This window comes from Castellaniella sp. S9 (genome assembly GCF_027257175.1).
Lineage (GTDB): Bacteria > Pseudomonadota > Gammaproteobacteria > Burkholderiales > Burkholderiaceae_B > Castellaniella.
Genome location: NZ_JAPFGD010000008.1, coordinates 210,863 through 227,534, shown reverse-complemented (window position 1 = coordinate 227,534; position 16,672 = coordinate 210,863). Strand labels below are relative to the sequence as shown.

Genomic DNA, 16,672 nt, shown 5'->3' with positions numbered 1-16,672 from the left:
GAAATCCTATGGACGCGCGGGCGCGGCCGGTTTGAGGGTGTCGAGTTCGTCGGTGAACAGGGCATGGCAGCCCCAGGCGGACAGTTCGCGGGCGCGGCCGGCATCGTTCACGGTCCAGACGGCCAGGGCGCGGCCCCGCCCCAGGACGTCGGCCACCACCTCGCGGGCGGCATGGCGGTGGTCGATGTGCAGGCCTATGCAGTCCAGGTCCCGTACACGGGCATGCCAATCGGGCGAGACCGGTCCGTCGATCAGCAGGGCGCGCGGCAGTTCCGGGGCCGCCTCGCGCGCGGCCTGCAGGGCGGTTTCGGAAAACGAGGACAGCAGCGGTGGCGGATGGGCGCCCCGCCACAGACGCGCGGCCAATGCCGCGACCCGCGCGCCGGTGTGTGCGTCCGCGCCGGGGCTGGGCTTGATCTCGATGTTGCTGCATAGGCCGTTGGCCAGCGTGTAGCGCGCGGCGGCGTACAGCGTGGCCAGGGGCTCGCCCGCGAAGGCCGGACCGTGCCAGGCGCCGAAATCCAGCGCCGCCAGGGCTTTCCAGTCCAGATCCGCCGCCGCGCCCCGGCCGTCGGAGCAGCGGTCCACCGTGTCGTCGTGCAGCAGGATGGGCACCTCGTCCGCGCTCAGCTTGACGTCGTATTCCATCATCCGGTAGCCGTGGGCCGCGCCCGTGCGCAGGGCCGCGAGCGTGTTCTCGGGTGCGTAGCGCCCGCCGCCGCGATGGGCGATCAGGGTGGGGTAGGGCCAGGGTGTGGATGCGGCGATCATGGGCGGGCGGGGCGGGCGCAACGGGGACGCAAACGCCCATTCTATCCCCGGATCGACGACAGCCGCCGCGGGACGCGGGGCGACCAGTGGTAAACTTCGAAAAATTTGCGGCGCGCCAGCGGGGCCGCGCCTTCCGGCAGGTGACACATGTTCGATTTCATCCGTACGCATCAACGCCTGATGCAATTGGTCCTCCTGATCCTGGTGGTGCCTTCGTTCGCCCTGATCGGCGTCAGCGGTTATTCCACCTACGTATCCGGCGATCATGCAATTGCCGAGGTCGGCAAGGCGTCGGTGACCCAAGAGGAATTCGACGAGGCGCGGCGCAACCAGCTGCAGCAGATGCAGGCCAGCAGCCAGGGGCGCTTCGACCCCGCCCTGCTGGACAATCCGCCGGCGCGGCGTGCGCTGCTCGACCAGCTCATCGACCGCCGGGTACAAATCCTGGTGGCGACCAACAATCACTTCAGCGTGTCGGACGGCGCCCTGCGGCGCGCCATCGCCGCCATGCCGCAGTTGCAGGTCGACGGCCAGTTCTCGGCCGATCGCTACAACGAGGCCCTGGCCTCGGCGGGCCTGTCGCCGCGCGATTTCGAGGCCGGACAGCGGGCCGAGCTGGCGCTGGACCGGGTGCTGGGGCCGGTGGGCCTCACCGCGGGCCTGCCCAAGCCGGTGCTCGATGAGATCAAGCGCGCCCTGACCGAGGAACGCACGGTGGCCCTGCGTGTTTTCAAGCCCGCCGATCATGGCGAAGGCATCCAGGTCGGGGATTCCGACATCAAGGCCTGGTATGACGCTCACCAGGATGAGCTGCGCCTGCCCGAACAGGTCTCGGCCAGCTACATCGTCCTCGACGAGGCCGCGGCCCTGGCCAGCGTGCCGGCGATCGACGAGGCGCAACTCAAGGAATACTACGAGCAGAACAAGGCCAGGTACGTGGTGCCCGCCAGGATCAACGTCAGCCATATCCTGATCAAGCTGCCCACCGGCGCCACCGAGGACGTCGATCGTCAGGCACAGGCCAAGGCCCAGAGACTGGCCGAGCGCGCCCGCGCCGAGCCTTCCCAGTTCGCCGAGCTGGCGCGCAAGGAATCCCAGGATGCCGGCACGGCCCGCACTGGCGGCGAGCTGGGCTGGATCCAGCGCGGCGTGTGGCCGCTCAGCCTCGAACAAGCCGTTTTTGCGCTGTCCAAGGGAGAGGTCTCCGACCCGATCAAGGGTCAGGACGGCTATCACGTGTTCATCGCCAACGACAAGCAGGCCGAAAAGGGCGAAACCTTTGCCGAGGCCCGCCCCAAGGTCGAGGACGAGGTCCGGCATCAACTGGCTGCCGAGCGCTTCGCCGACATGGCGACCCGCCTCACCAGCCTGGTATACGACAACCCGTCCAGCCTCGAGCCCGCCGCCAAGGCCCTGGGCCTCGAGCTGCGCCACGCCACCGGGATCGCCCGCGACCGCCTGCTCGATGCGGATACGGCGGGCGAGCAGGCGGCGTCGGCATCCAGCGACGCGGCCACCCTGGGCGACGTCCGCGTGCGCCAGGCGCTGTTCAGCAGCCAGGTCCTGGCCGATCGGCAGAACTCGGGGGTCATCGAGATTTCGCCCGACACCATGCTGACCGTGCGCGTCGATGACGTCCAGCCCGCCCATGTGCCGCCCCTGGAGCAGGTGCATGACAAGATCCGCGAGCGCCTGGTGGCCGAACGCACGCAACAGGCGACGGTCGCGGCCGGCGAGGCGGCGCTGCAGGCCTTGCAGGCTGCGCAGGAACCCTCCAGCGAGGACTTCGGCGAACCCCTCGCCATCAGCCGCCTGAATCCGATGGGCTTGAACAAGACCGTCCTGGACGCGGCCCTCAAGGCGCCGGCCACCGGCCTGCCGCAGTATGTCGGCACGGCCTTGCCGCAAGGCTATGCCATTGTTCGCGTCGACGAGGTCCAGGCAGGCACCGCCGACAATCCCGCGCTGGATGGGCTGGGTGCGCAATTGGCGCAGGTCTGGGCCGGCACCGAGGAACGGGCCGTCATGGCCAGCCTGCGCCGGCAACTCGGCGTCAAGATCACCGAGGACGGCACCCAACTGATCGAGGGCGAGGAACAGCGCTGACGATCCGCGCCGCCCTCAGCCCTTGGCCCGGACGATCTTCTGGACTTGCGGCACGTGGCGGATCGAGCGGATCACCTGGGCCAGGTGTTTGCGGCTGTCGACCTGGATCGTCAGGTGGATCAGGGCGGTGGAAGCCGCCTCGTCGGGCATCGAGAGCTGGACGATATTCGAGTCGGCCTCGGTGATCTCGGCCGCCAGTCGGCCCAGCACGCCGCGTTCGTTGAGAACGGTGATGTCCAGGCGGGTGGTCAGGTGCCGCGCGGTATTGGCGTCCCACACCACGGGTATCCAGCGCTCGGGCTCGCGCGTCTTCTGGCGCAAGGCGACCGGGCAGTCGGCCATGTGCACCACCAGGCCATGCCCCAGGCGGATGCCGCCCGTGATGGCGTCGCCCGGCAGCGGGCCGCAGCAAGGCGCGAGTTGCACCGCCTGCCCTTCGTTGCCGTGGATGACGATGGGCGCGCTGGTGACCGAATTGAATTCGTCGACCGCGGCCGCGGTGGTGGCCAGCAAGGCGTTTTCGGGGGCGAAGCGGCGGGCGACGACGGCGGCCAGGCGCTTGCCCAGGCCGATGTCGGCCAGGATCTCGTTGCGCGAGGCGGCGCCGGAGCTTTTGGCCAGGCGCTCCCATTCGGCGTCATCGTCGCGCGGGTAGGTCAGGCCCAATTGGTCGAAGGCCTGTGCGAGCAGGCGGCGGCCGAAGGCGACGGATTCCTCATAGCGCTGGGTGCGCAGGTAGTGCCGGATCTCGGATCGCGCGCGTCCCGTGCGCACGTAGTTCAGCCAGTGCGCGCTGGGCCGCGAGGCCGCCGAGGTGATGATCTCGACCGAGTCGCCGCTGCGCAGTTCCGAACGCAGCGGCGAGAATTCGCCGTTGATCTTGCAGGCGACCGCATGGTTGCCCACGTCGGTGTGGATGGCATAGGCGAAGTCGACCGGCGTCGCGCCGCGCGGCAGTGACAGGATCTTGCCCTGCGGCGTGAAGACATAGACCGCGTCCGGAAACAGGTCCACCTTGACGTGCTCGAGGAACTCGCCCGAGTCTCCGGTCTGGCTCTGGATGTCGAGCAGGGATTGCAGCCATTGGTGGGTGCGCTTTTGCAGGTCGTTGAGCGAGGTGGCGTCGTCCTTGTAGAGCCAGTGCGAGGCGACGCCTTCCTCGGCGACGTGATCCATGTCGCGCGTGCGGAACTGGAATTCCACGGGCGTGCCGTAGGGGCCGATCAAGGTGGTGTGCAGGGACTGGTAGCCGTTGATCTTGGGAATGGCGATGTAGTCCTTGAACTTGCCGGGCACGGGCCGGTAGAGCTGGTGCAGCGTGCCCAGTGCCAGGTAGCATTCCGGCAGAGTGTGGACCACCACCCGGAAGCCGTAGATGTCGAGCACGTCGGAGAACGACTTTTTCTGCTCGACCATTTTCTTGTAGATGCCGTAGAGGGTCTTTTCGCGACCGGTGACCTCGGCGTCCAGGCCCGCCGCCGGCAAGGCCACGCGCACGGCCTCGGCGATGCGCGAGATCACTTCGCGGCGATTGCCGCGCGCGGCCAGCATCGCCTTGTGCAGGACCGCATAGCGGTTCGGGTGCATGGCCTTGAAGCATCGATCCTGCAGTTCGCGAAACAGCGCGTTGAGCCCCAGGCGATGGGCGATGGGGGTATAGATGTCCATGGTCTCGCGTGCCACGCGCCGGCGCTTTTCCGGCGAGACCGCATCCAGCGTGCGCATGTTGTGCAGGCGGTCGGCGAGCTTGATGAGAATGACGCGCACGTCGCGCGCCATGGCCAGCAGCATCTTGCGGAAGGATTCCGCCTGCTGCTCGGCCTTGGTGGCGAATTCGAGGCGTTCGAGCTTGGACAGGCCGTCGACGATCTCCGCGACCTCGGTGCCGAATTTCTCGGCGAGTTCCTGTTTGGCGATCCCTTGGTCCTCGATGACGTCGTGCAGCAAGGCGGCCATCAGGGAATCGGCGTCGAGCTTCCAGCCGGCGCAGATTTCGGTGACGGCGATCGGGTGCGAGATGTAGGGTTCGCCGCTGGCGCGGAACTGGCCCAGGTGGGCGCTGTCGGCAAAGCGGTAGGCCTCACGCACGCGCTCGATGTCGCGGGCGCTGAGGTAGGTGCCGATGATGCGGGTGAGCTCGGCGAGCGAGGCGACTGGACTGGGGGGCGTTTCGGGTGCCGGGGCGGATGCCGCTGCGCGCGGCTTGCGGCGCCTGAGCCGGGGGCCTTTTTTCAGGACCGCCAGCAGGCCGGAGGAAGCGCCGCGTAGACCCGGAAACGCCATGGGCCGCCTCCGGTCAGGTCGGGACCTTGCGCAGCATCTCGGTCCCGACCAGGCCCGCGGCGATCTCGCGCAAGGCGGTGACGGTGGGCTTGTTGTGGGTTTCGATGCGGGATTCGTGGCCTTGGGCCAACTCGCGCGCACGGTAGGTGGCGACCAGCGTCAGGTCGAAGCGGTTGGGGACTTGTTCGAGGCAGTCTTCTACGGTGATGCGGGCCATAAGTGTCTTGTCAGGGGTTGGTTGAGGGCAAGGGCGTCTTGCGGATGCCCAGTTGGGTGAAGAGCTCGGCATGGCGGGCGGCCTGCGTGGCATAGCGCAGCCGGGTGGCGGCGACGATATGGCAAAGCTGCTCTACCGCAAGGCTAAATTCTTGATTAATAATAACATATTCGCAATCGGACGCATGCGCCATTTCGCCTCCGGCCGCCAGCAGGCGGCGTGCAATGACTTGGGGGGCGTCCTGCCCGCGTGTCTTGAGGCGCGTCTCGAGGGCTTCGATCGACGGCGGCAGGATGAATATGCCGACCGCCTGCGGATAATGGTCGCGGATCTGGCGCGCGCCCTGCCAGTCGATCTCGAGGATGACGTCCGTGCCGGCCGTCAGCGCGCGTTCGACGGGCTCGCGCGGCGTCCCATAGAAGTTGCCGTGGACCTCGGCCCATTCGAGCATGCCGCCCTCATCGCGCAATGACTGGAATTCTCCGTGCCCGACGAATAAATAATGGCGCTTGTCCTGCTCGCCGGGCCGCGGCGTGCGTGTGGTGCAGGAGATCGACAGCGCCAGGGATTCGTCCCGGGCGAGCAGGGCGTTGACCAGGCTGGATTTGCCGGCGCCGCTAGGGGCGACGATCATGAAAATGTTGCCGGAGCGCTGCGTCATGAGGAGGCGTTCGGTGATTGGAAGGGAGGGTGCGTCACGCCCAGTTCCGCCAGCGCGTCGCGGTAGGCGTCGGGGCCGGTGCACAGAAAGACGATCGTATCGCCCGGGTTCAGGTTGAACAGCACGTCCTGGATTTGTTCGGAGGCGTCGTCATCGTCATCGATCGCAGCCACGTGCACGTCGCCGTCCCGCTGGAATCGTTCCGGCGGCACGAGGCCGGCGACGTGCTCGACGTCGGCCTCGCGCAAGGCGACGTAGACGCGGAAATCCAGGTCTTCGAGGGTGATGTCGAGTACATAGCCCTGGTCGATGCGGTCGACCAGGCGGCTGTCCAGGGGCATGGGTCTGTCTTTTGCGGCGGCGATGCGTGGAAATTATAACGGCGTGGGGCGCCTCGTGTAGGCGCGGCGCGTGTCGCGGCCCGCCGCAAGGGCCGCGCGCGGTCAGGGGATGGCGAACTCCGCGATCACCGGCGCATGGTCCGAGGGCTTGTCCCAGCCCCGCGGCGCCTTGTCGACGACGCAGGATCGGCATTGCGGCGCGAGGGAGTGCGAGGCGAGGATATGGTCGATGCGCAGGCCCGCGTTGCGCCGGAAGGCGAAACGCCGGTAATCCCACCAGGTGAAGGCTTTCGGCGGCTGCTCGAATTGCCGGAAGGTATCGGACAGGCCCAGCCCGAGCAGGGCCTCGAAGGCCGCGCGCTCGGGCGCCGACACCAGGACGTCGCCCTCCCAGGCCGCGGGATCGTGGACGTCCTCGTCGGCGGGCGCCACGTTGTAGTCGCCCAGGATCGCGAGGCGCGGATAGCGGCGCAATTCGTCGCCGAGCCAGTCGCGCAGCCGCGCGTACCAGTCGAGCTTGTAGGCGTACTTGTCGCTGCCCACCGACTGGCCGTTGGGGCAATAGGCGCTGATGACCCGCAAGGGCCGGCCGTCCGCGCAGGGCAGGGTGGCGGCGATGATGCGGCTTTGCGGATCGCCGTGGTCGGGCATATTGCGCTGGATTTCGACGCCGGCGGCGCGGCTGACGATGGCGACGCCGTTGTAGGTCTTCTGGCCCACCCAGCAGGCCTGGTAGCCGCGCTGTGCAAAGGCCTCGGCCGGGAACTTCTCGTCGGGCAGCTTCAGCTCCTGCAGGCACAGCGCGTCGACCGGATTGGCGTCCAGCCAGTCCAGCACGTGCTGCAGGCGCACGTTCAGGGAGTTGACGTTCCAGGTGGCGAGTTTCATGGCTTGAAGGATTCTTTTGATGGCGCAGGGGCCACCATGTTATCAGCGCCCGGTCCCTCGCGTCCGGGCGCGGGCGCCCCGCAGCCGGCGGTGGGAACGCCTCTTGCTGCCCGCTGGTTCAATCCGTCAACGCGAGACAGGAGGACACACCATGGCCGCCCCCAGCAAGCGCATCCTGTGGAAAGGCGCCATTTCGTTCGGCTTGGTCCACATACCGGTCGCCCTGCATTCCGCCACCGAGACGCAGTCGATCGATTTCGACTGGCTGGACCGGCGCAGCATGGAACCGGTGGGCTACAAACGCGTCAATAAGGCGACCGGCAAGGAAATCGCCAGGGAAGACATCGTCAAAGGCATCGAGTACGAGGACGGCCGGTACGTGGTGCTGTCGCGCGAAGAAATCGCCGCGGCCTATCCGGAGGCCACGCAGACCGTCGAAATCGAGTCGTTCGTGCCCTTGAAGGACATTCCGTTCGTCTATCTGGATCGGCCCTACTACATGTCGCCCATCAACAAGGGCGCAAAAGTGTATGCCTTGCTGCGCGAGGTGCTGCGCAAGACGAACAAGGTGGGTATTGCCAAAGTCGTGATCCAGACGCGGCAGCACCTGGCCTTGCTGCTGCCTTGCGGACCCGCCCTCATCCTCAATCTGCTGCGCTGGGGCGATGAGATCCGCCCGTGGGAGGACCTCGAGCTGCCGGCCGAAGACAGCCGGTCCACCGGCCTCACCGACAAGGAGATGGCCATGGGCACGCAGTTGGTCGAGGACATGAGCGGGCCGTGGAACCCCGACGCTTTCACGGATTCTTTCAAGGAGCAGATCCTGCGGTTGGTGCAGGAAAAAGTGGAGGCGGGCCAGATCGAAGTCGTCAGCGAGCCCGCAACGCAGGACGCCGGTCCGGGCAGCGCCAAGATCCTGGACCTGACGGAGATGCTGCGCCGCAGCCTCCAGAAGGGCGGCAAGCCGGAGCGTTCACCGGCGAAACCGCAGGCCAGGAAAGCCGCGCCCAAGAAGCCGGCGCCCAAGAAGTCTACCCGGAAAACGTCGACCGCCAAGACCGCCGCGCGCAGCAAGACCGCCAGGAAAGCGGCCGCCAGGCCCGGCAGCAAGGCCGCCTAGGCATGTCGGTCCACCCCGTGCCCAAGGCGGACGCGCTCGCGCATTACAAGGCCAAGCGCGACTTCAGCATGACGGCCGAGCCGGCCGACGGGGGCCGGGCGGACGCGTCGGCCCCATCCTTCGTGGTGCAGAAGCACTGGGCGCGACGCCTGCATTATGACTTTCGCCTCGAACTGGATGACGCCATGAAAAGCTGGGCGGTGCCCAAAGGGCCCAGCTATGATCCGGCGGACAAGCGCATGGCGGTGCATGTCGAGGACCATCCCATCTCGTATGGCGGCTTCGAAGGCGAGATCCCCGCCGGGCAATACGGGGCGGGCAAGGTCGTCATCTGGGACAAGGGCTTCTGGCGGCCGCTGGGCGATGCCCGCGAGGGCTACCGCAAGGGCAAGCTCGTCTTCGAGCTGCATGGGCACAAGCTCAAGGGACGGTGGGCCCTGGTGCGCATGAAAGGCCGGTCCGGCCGCCAGGACAGCTGGCTCCTGATCAAGGAAAAGGACGAGTTCGCGAGGCCGTCGGCGGACTTCAGCGTGGTGGATGAGATGCCCGGCAGCGTGGCGCATCTGCGCAGCCCTCGACCGCCTGCCGCGCGGCGTCGCGATGCCGGGGCCGGTCCGGTCGCGGGCACGAGATCGGCGCTGCCGGCGACGCTGAAACCGCAGCTGGCCACGCTGGCCGACGGCCCTCCCGCCGACGCCGAGGCCTGGCTCTATGAGATCAAGTTCGACGGCTATCGACTGTTGGCGCGCGTCGACACCGGCGGGGCGCGCCTGTTCACGCGCAACGGCAATGACTGGACGGCACGCCTGCCGCATCTGGCCGCGGAGTTCCGGCGCCGCGGCCTGCCCCCCGGCTGGTATGACGGTGAGATCGCCATGCTGGATGCGCACGGACTGCCCGACTTCCAGGCCCTGCAGGGCGCCTTCGATACGGCACGCACCGGCCGCATCGTATATTACCTGTTCGACCTGCCCTACAGCCGGGGGCGCGACCTGCGCACGGTGCCGCTGTCGATCCGACGCGGCATGCTGGCCGACCTGTTGCAGGGGACGGATGGGGACGAGGGTCCCTTGCGATACAGCGCCACGTTCGAGACGGCACCCGCCGACATCCTCGTCTCGGCCTGTCGTCTGGGACTGGAAGGCGTCATCGGCAAACGCAAGGCGTCGCGCTACACCTGCGGGCGCTCGGGCGACTGGATCAAGCTGCGCTGCGGCCTGCGGCAGGAATTCGTCATCGGCGGCTACACGGATCCGCGCGGTGCGCGTGTGGGCATCGGATCGCTGCTGCTGGGCGTGCATGATGCCCGGGGCCGCCTGCTTTACGCCGGCAATGTGGGCACGGGCTTCAATGGCCGCAGCCTCGCGGATATTCGCGGGAAACTGGATGCGCTGGCAGCGGATGTCCGGCCCTTCGCGCAGCCGACCGGCATGGACGGCAAGGCGCACTGGGTCAGGCCGGAGCTGTTGGCCGAGGTTTCATTCGGCCAGTGGACACGCAGCGGACGCATACGCCACGCCGTGTTCCATGGGCTGCGCAGCGACAAGCCGGCCCAAGCCATCATCAGGGAGAACAGCATGCCGATCGCAGCTCAAGGACGCCGGAAGGCATCCGGCGACAATCCACGGGCGGCCGACAGCCCGCTGGGCACCCTCAAGGTCACGCATCCGGAACGCGTCGTCGACGCCGCCACCGGTACGCGCAAGATCGATCTGGTCCGCTATTACGCGCTGGTCGGCGAACTGATGCTGCCGCACTTGAAGGGCCGCCCGGTTTCGCTGGTGCGCACCCCGGACGGCGTGGGCGGCGAGGTCTTCTTCCAGAAACACATGGACGGGCCGGCACTGTCCGGCATGAGGCTGCTGTCGCCCGAGCTGGACCCCGACCACGACCCGCTGATGGAGGTGTCGGCGGCACGGGGCCTGCTGGCGGCGGCGCAAATGAACGTCATGGAATTCCACACCTGGAATGCGAGGAAGACGCGCATCGACAGGCCGGACCGCATGGTCTTCGACCTGGACCCGGGCAAAGGGGTGGAGTGGGCCGCGATGCAGGAGGCTGCCGTGGTGCTGCGGACATTCCTCGAGGAACTGGGCCTTGCCGCCTTTGCCAAGACCAGCGGCGGCAAGGGCTTGCACGTCGTCGTGCCGCTGAAACGCCATCACGAGTGGGATGTGGTCAAGGGCTTTTCGCGGGCGATCGTGCGGCACCTGGCCGGAACCTTTCCCAGGCGTTTTGTCGCAAAGAGCGGCCCGCGCAACCGCGTGGGCAGGATATTCATCGATTATCTGCGCAATGGTTTCGGGGCCACGACGGTGGCGGCGTGGTCCTTGCGGGCCCGGCCCGGCCTGGGCGTGTCGGTGCCGGTCGCCTGGCCCGAAATCGATGGGCTGCAGGGTTCCGCCCAGTGGCACATCCGCAATATTCACGAGCGCCTGGACCGAGGCAACACGCCGTGGCAGGGTTACGAGGGCGCCGCGCGCACGCTGACCGCCGCCATGAAGGCCCTGGATTTCGAGCCCCCGGCATGATTCGCGGCGCCCCGCGCATCGAGGGCGCGCTACTATAGGCCATGAACGCTCCGCCGGCATGCTTCGTGCCGCGCGGGAATCCGCATCTTTTCAGGAGTCTCACCATGCACGACGTCGTCATCGTCCAGGCCTGCCGCACCGCCGTCGGCGATTTTGGGGGCGGCCTCAAGGACGTGTCCCCCTGCGAGCTGGGCGCCACGGTCGTGCGCGCCGTGCTCGAGCGCGGACAGGTGCCCGCCGCCGATGTGGGACACGTGGTGTTCGGCCACGTCATCAACACCGAGCCGCGCGACATGTACTTGTCGCGCGTGGCCGCGCTGGATGGCGGGATCGGCGAGGCGACGCCGGCCTTCAACGTCAATCGCTTGTGCGGCTCGGGCCTGCAGGCGATCGTGTCGGCGGCGCAGGCCCTGCGGCTGGGCGACGCCGAGATCGCCATCGGCGCGGGGGCCGAGAGCATGAGCCGCGCCCCGTATTCCGCGCCCGCCCACCGCTGGGGCGCGCGCATGGGCGACGATCGCCTGGTCGACATGATGGTCGGCGCGCTCTCGGATCCGTTCGAGCGCCACCACATGGGGGTGACCGCCGAGAACGTCGCCCGCCGGTATGGCGTCAGCCGCGAGGAACAGGACGCGCTGGCGCTGGTGTCCCACCAACGCGCGGCCCGGGCCATCGCCGAGGGCCGCTTCGAGGCGCAGATCGTGCCGGTCGTGCGCCGCACCCGCCAGGGCGAGGTCGTGTTCGACCAGGACGAGCATGTGCGCACGGACGCCTCGGTCGAGGGCTTCGGCAAGCTCAAGCCCGTGTTTGCCAAGGACAACGGCACGGTCACCGCGGGCAACGCCTCGGGCATCAACGACGGCGCGGCGGCGGTGCTGATGGCCACCGCCGAGGCGGCGCGCGCCCGCGGCCTAGAGCCGCTGGCGCGCCTGGTCTCGTACGCCCACGCAGGGGTCGATCCGCAATACATGGGCATCGGCCCGGTGCCCGCCACCCGCCTCGCGCTGACGCGGGCGGACCTGTCGCTGGACCAGATCGACGTGATCGAGGCCAACGAGGCCTTTGCCGCGCAGGCCTGCGCCGTGGCACGCGAACTCGGCTTCGATCCGGAAAAACTCAACCCCAACGGCAGCGGCATTGCGCTGGGCCATCCGATCGGCGCCACCGGCGCCATCCTCACCGTCAAGGCCGTGCACGAACTGCGGCGCACCGGCGGGCGCTATGCGCTGGTGACCATGTGCATCGGCGGCGGGCAGGGCATCGCAGCCATCTTCGAGCGTCTCTGACCGTGGCGCGGCGATCGGCGGGGGGCGCGGCGACGGCCGACATCCCCACGCTTTCCGAGGAAGCCGGGATCCGCTACCTGCATCTGGGTTCCGAATGGATCCAGGGCGCGATGCGGATCGGCCGGCCCTCCGAACTGGTCCTGGCGTATACCCAGCAGATGATGGCCTGGCTTTTGTTCCTCGCTCCGCGCGCGCGGGATCAGGTGGGCATCCTGGGCCTGGGCGCGGGCTCCTTGCTGCGCTTCACCCTGGCGCACACGCCCGCGCGCGTGCGCACCGTCGAGTACAACCCCATGGTGACGGCGATGTGCCGCGCGTTCTTCCGCCTGCCCGGCGCGGCGCGCTCGGCGATCGACCACGAGGACGCCCTGGAATGGGTCGCCCGCCCCGAACAGGCCGACCGCTATCGTGCGCTGATGGTCGACCTGTACGACTCGCAGGCCCGGGGGCCGGTATGCGACAGCCTGTCCTTCTACCAGGATTGTCATCGGGCGCTGGCCGATACCGGCGGCATCATGACCGTGAACCTCTTTGGCCGCCACGAGAGCTACGCGCGCAACATACGGCATATTTCCGAGGCCTTCGGCGGCCGCGTGCTCGGCCTGCCGGAGGTCGACGAGGGCAATCTGGTCGTCCTGGCCTTCAAGGGTCCGCCGCTCGAGGTCGGCCGCCAGGCGCTGCTGGACCGGGCCTCCGATCTGGAACGGACTTGCGGCCTGCCGTGCACGCGCTGGGCGCGCGCGCTGCTGGCGGAAGGGGGCGGAAATGCGTCCGGGCACGTTAGAATATGAGCCCGCCCCCCGGAATGCGCGATCGGGCGACGCCGGCAGGGATATCCCCTGAAGACCGTCACGGCCGTCCAGGGGTAGACTGACGCCGGTCCGCGCGGCGACCCGCCGCCGCGGCCAGTGCGCCCTTGTCCACAGGAGCTCTTCCATGACGTTGAACCCTTCCATCCGCAAGCTCGCCGGCGTGGCCGCGATCGCGGGCATGCTGGCTGCGCCGGCCGTTTTCGCCCAATCGGTGGCGGTCACCTCGATCGTCGAGCACCCGGCGCTCGACTCGGTCAAGGACGGCGTCCACGAAGCGCTCGCGGCCGCGGGCTATACCGAAGCCAAGGGTCTCGAGTGGCAATTCCAGACCGCGCAGGGCAATACCGCGATCGCCGCCCAGATCGCCCGCAAGTTCATCGGCGACAAGCCCGACGTGATCGTCGCGATCGCCACGCCCTCGGCCCAGGCGGTGGTGGCCGCCACCAAGGCCGTCCCGGTGGTGTACTCGGCGGTCACCGATCCGGTGGCGGCCCAGCTCGTGCCTACGATGGAGGCCTCGGGGACCAACGTCACCGGCGTGTCCGACGCATTGTCCCTGGAAAAGCAGATCGAACTCATTCAGAAGGTCGTGCCCAACGCCAAGAAAATCGGCATGGTCTACAACCCCGGCGAAGCCAACTCCGTGGTGGTGGTCAAGCGCCTGCGCGAACTGCTGCCCAAGGCCGGCATGACCCTGGTCGAGGCCTCGGCGGCACGCACCGTGGACGTGGGCGCGGCCGCCCGCAGCCTCGTGGGCAAGGTGGACGCCATCTACACCAATACCGACAACAACGTGGTCTCGGCCTACGAGGCCCTGGTCAAGGTGGGCGAGTCGGCCAAGATCCCGCTGATCGCCTCGGACACCGACAGCGTGACGCGCGGCGCCATTGCCGCCCTGGGCGTGAATTACCACGACCTGGGGTTGCAGACGGGCAAACTCGTCGTACGCATCCTCAAGGGTGAAAAGCCCGGCGCCATCGCCTCGCAGACCAGCGACAAGCTCGAGCTCTACGTCAATCCCGGCGCGGCCCAGCGCCAGGGCGCGACGCTGTCCGACGCGCTCATCAAGTCCGCGACCAAGGTCGTCGAATAAGGGCCTGCGCCAGGCCTTCCCGGGGTGGGCCGCCGATGGGGCGGCCCACCCGCTTTGATCTTCCCGGCTCACATGTCCATCTATTCCGTATGGGGCGCCCTTGAAATCGGACTGATATTCGGTCTGGTGGCACTGGGTGTGCTGATTTCGTTCCGCATCCTGAACTTCCCCGACCTGACCGTCGACGGCAGCTTTCCGCTGGGCGGTGCGACTGCCGCCATATTGATCCACAACGGCATGGATCCGTTCCTCGCCACGCTGTGCGCGACATTCGCCGCCGGGCTGGCCGGCATGATCACCGGCTGGCTGAACGTGAGCCTCAAGATCATGGACCTGCTGGCCAGCATCCTGATGATGATCGCGCTGTATTCGATCAACCTGCGCGTGATGGATGCGCCCAACATCCCCCTGATCAATGATCCGACGGTGTTCACGGTGCTGCAGCCCGAAGGGCTCGAGGACTACATCGCGCGCCCCCTGATCCTGCTGGCACTGGTGATCGCGGTCAAACTGCTGCTGGACTGGTTCTTTGCCACGCAGATCGGGCTGGCGATGCGGGCCACCGGTTCGAATCCGCGCATGGCGCGCTCGCAGGGCATCGCCACCGGCAGCATGATCCTGCTGGGCATGGCGATCTCGAACGCGCTGTGCGGGCTGGCCGGCGCCCTGTTTGCGCAATCGCAGGGCGGCGCCGACATCTCGATGGGCATCGGCACCATCGTCATCGGGCTGGCCGCGGTGATCGTGGGCGAGAGCATCCTGCCGTCGCGCCGGCTGGTGGTGGCCACGCTGGCGGTGATCCTCGGTGCGGTGGTCTATCGTTTTTTCATTGCGCTGGCGCTGAATGCCGATTTCATCGGCCTCAAGGCCCAGGACCTGAACCTGGTCACCGCCGTGCTGGTGACGGTCGCCCTGGTGATCCCCTTGCTCAAGCAGCGCCTGCGCCGCAAGGGAGCCTGATGCCATGCTGAGCGCACAGAACCTGCACATCACCTTCAATGCCGGCACGCCGATCGAGACGCGCGCCCTGCGCGGCATGTCGCTGGATATCCCCACCGGGCAGTTCGTCACCGTGATCGGCTCGAACGGGGCGGGGAAATCGACGTTCCTGAATGCGATTTCGGGCGACCAGGCCGTCGACGACGGCCTCATCCTGCTCGACGGCGAGGACGTCACGCGCCAGCCGGTCTGGACGCGCGCCCACAAGGTCGCCCGCGTCTTCCAGGATCCCATGGCCGGCACCTGCGAAAACCTCACCATCGAGGAAAACATGTCGCTGGCCCTTGGGCGCGGCCAGTTCCGCAGCCTGCGCAGCGCGCTGCGCACCGAGATGCGCGATCTGTTCCGCGAGCGCCTGGCCATGCTGGGCCTGGGTCTCGAGGGGCGCCTGACCGACCGCATCGGGCTATTGTCCGGCGGCCAGCGCCAGGCCGTCAGCCTGCTGATGGCGGCGCTGCGGCCCTCGCGCATTCTGCTGCTGGACGAACACACCGCGGCCCTGGATCCGCGCACCGCGCAGTTCGTGCTCGAACTCACGGCGCGTATCGTATCCCAGCACCGCCTGACCACCATGATGGTGACCCACAGCATGCGCCAGGCCCTCGACGTGGGCGACCGGACCGTCATGCTGCACCAGGGGCGCGTCGTGCTCGATGTCGAGGGCGAGGCCCGGCGCGGGCTGGGCGTCCCCGACCTGCTGGCCATGTTCGAGCGCGTGCGGGGTGAGACCATCGCGGACGATACCTTGCTGCTGGGATAGGGCGCCGTCGCGCCGACGGCCGCCGCTGAAAAAATCTAATTGACAAAAAATGCTCAAATTGTCAAAATGATTTTTTCCTTCCATGAACACACCCGATGTCGGCCACGCTCAGCAAGGATGCCAGCGCCGCGAGGCACGCCCAGATTCTCGAGGCCGCGCGCTGGTGTTTCCTGAATTTCGGCTTTTCCAAGACCTCGCTCGAGGACATCGCGCGCCGGGCCGGCATTTCGCGCAGCCTGCTGTATCGCTCCTTCAAGGACAAGGAACATCTTTTCGTCTGCGTCTTCGAGGACTTGCTGATGTCGGGCATGCCCGCGGCCCGCGCCGCGGCCGAGGGGCGGGGTTCGCGCGCCGAACGGCTGCTGGGCGTGTGCCAGGCGGTCCTGCTGCGGCCCTGGGCCGAGATGGCCGGTGCCCCGATGGCCCGGGAATTCCGTGATGCCTGTTCGCGCCTCAGCCCCGAGGTCGCGGCACAGCAAAGGGGCGAAATCCTGCAATGCGTCGACGATATCCTCGAGGACACTTTCGCTTCCCAGGTCTTTCTGGTGGCGCTCGAGGGCTTTCTGGCCGACCAGCCCTCGGCCGACGAACTGGGCCGGCGCGTTGCGGTGCTGGTCGAGCGTTTCGCCGATTTCCAGCCGGATCGCCGGGCATGAGGCGCCATCGGTCCGTCTTTTGGGTGAAGGAATTTGACCTTATACTCACTGATTGCTTTGCCGGGTGGTTGATTCCGTATCCCGCCGACCTCCGTTCGTCGCCGGCGTATCGGTGCTCGTTTTCTCGTTTTTCTCAGAATACTTAAAA

The 16,672-nt window shown here is 67.6% G+C and carries 15 protein-coding genes; 9 read left to right on the top strand and 6 right to left on the bottom strand.

Annotated elements, in window-relative coordinates:
• Positions 1-6: 6 nt before the first annotated feature.
• On the bottom strand, positions 7-771 hold the full coding sequence (ugpQ, locus tag OOZ48_RS14460) for a glycerophosphodiester phosphodiesterase (protein WP_269499519.1): 765 nt from the start codon (positions 769-771) through the stop codon (positions 7-9).
• A 147-nt stretch (positions 772-918) separates the two neighbouring features.
• Between ugpQ and OOZ48_RS14455 the strand changes: the two genes are divergently transcribed.
• Positions 919-2,877 (top strand): SurA N-terminal domain-containing protein, encoded by a 1,959-nt coding sequence (locus OOZ48_RS14455; RefSeq protein ID WP_269499517.1) that lies wholly within the window; start codon positions 919-921, stop codon positions 2,875-2,877.
• 15 nt (positions 2,878-2,892) lie between these two features.
• Here the strand turns inward: OOZ48_RS14455 and OOZ48_RS14450 are convergent, their stop codons facing one another.
• The 5 genes from OOZ48_RS14450 to xth form a co-directional block, all read right to left on the bottom strand.
• Positions 2,893-5,160 carry a RelA/SpoT family protein gene (locus tag OOZ48_RS14450; protein WP_269499515.1) on the bottom strand — a complete coding sequence of 756 codons (2,268 nt, stop codon included), beginning with the start codon at positions 5,158-5,160 and terminating at the stop codon, positions 2,893-2,895.
• Between the two features lie 13 nt (positions 5,161-5,173).
• Positions 5,174-5,377: a DNA-directed RNA polymerase subunit omega gene (rpoZ, locus tag OOZ48_RS14445; protein ID WP_269499513.1), complete on the bottom strand. Its 204-nt coding sequence runs from the start codon at positions 5,375-5,377 to the stop codon at positions 5,174-5,176.
• Between the two features lie 10 nt (positions 5,378-5,387).
• Complete coding sequence (gene gmk / locus OOZ48_RS14440; protein WP_269499512.1) at positions 5,388-6,038, bottom strand: guanylate kinase; 651 nt, start codon at positions 6,036-6,038, stop codon at positions 5,388-5,390.
• Positions 6,035-6,379: a hypothetical protein gene (locus OOZ48_RS14435; RefSeq protein ID WP_269499511.1), complete on the bottom strand. Its 345-nt coding sequence runs from the start codon at positions 6,377-6,379 to the stop codon at positions 6,035-6,037. Before OOZ48_RS14435 ends, gmk begins: the two co-directional genes overlap by 4 nt.
• A 102-nt stretch (positions 6,380-6,481) precedes the next feature.
• Positions 6,482-7,267 carry an exodeoxyribonuclease III gene (gene xth, locus OOZ48_RS14430; RefSeq protein ID WP_269499510.1) on the bottom strand — a complete coding sequence of 262 codons (786 nt, stop codon included), beginning with the start codon at positions 7,265-7,267 and terminating at the stop codon, positions 6,482-6,484.
• Positions 7,268-7,418: 151 nt separating this feature from the next.
• On the opposite strand from xth, the gene ku reads away from it, so the two are divergent.
• From ku to OOZ48_RS14390, 8 genes are all read left to right on the top strand, one after another.
• Positions 7,419-8,387, top strand: a complete 969-nt coding sequence (gene ku / locus OOZ48_RS14425; protein ID WP_269499508.1) for a non-homologous end joining protein Ku — start codon at positions 7,419-7,421, stop codon at positions 8,385-8,387.
• Positions 8,388-8,389: 2 nt separating this feature from the next.
• Entirely contained in the window at positions 8,390-10,918 is a 2,529-nt protein-coding gene (gene ligD / locus OOZ48_RS14420) for a DNA ligase D (protein ID WP_269499506.1), read from the top strand.
• Between the two features lie 104 nt (positions 10,919-11,022).
• Positions 11,023-12,204: an acetyl-CoA C-acyltransferase family protein gene (locus tag OOZ48_RS14415; RefSeq protein WP_269499505.1), complete on the top strand. Its 1,182-nt coding sequence runs from the start codon at positions 11,023-11,025 to the stop codon at positions 12,202-12,204.
• Between the two features lie 2 nt (positions 12,205-12,206).
• Positions 12,207-12,995, top strand: coding sequence for a spermidine synthase (locus tag OOZ48_RS14410; RefSeq protein ID WP_269499503.1), 789 nt, complete (start codon positions 12,207-12,209; stop codon positions 12,993-12,995).
• Between the two features lie 145 nt (positions 12,996-13,140).
• Entirely contained in the window at positions 13,141-14,109 is a 969-nt protein-coding gene (locus OOZ48_RS14405) for an ABC transporter substrate binding protein (RefSeq protein WP_269499500.1), read from the top strand.
• A 72-nt stretch (positions 14,110-14,181) separates the two neighbouring features.
• Entirely contained in the window at positions 14,182-15,069 is an 888-nt protein-coding gene (locus OOZ48_RS14400; RefSeq protein WP_269499499.1) for an ABC transporter permease, read from the top strand.
• A 4-nt stretch (positions 15,070-15,073) separates the two neighbouring features.
• Positions 15,074-15,868, top strand: coding sequence for an ABC transporter ATP-binding protein (locus tag OOZ48_RS14395; protein ID WP_269499498.1), 795 nt, complete (start codon positions 15,074-15,076; stop codon positions 15,866-15,868).
• Positions 15,869-15,963: 95 nt separating this feature from the next.
• Complete coding sequence (locus tag OOZ48_RS14390; protein WP_269499496.1) at positions 15,964-16,524, top strand: TetR/AcrR family transcriptional regulator; 561 nt, start codon at positions 15,964-15,966, stop codon at positions 16,522-16,524.
• The last annotated feature ends 148 nt before the right edge of the window (positions 16,525-16,672 follow it).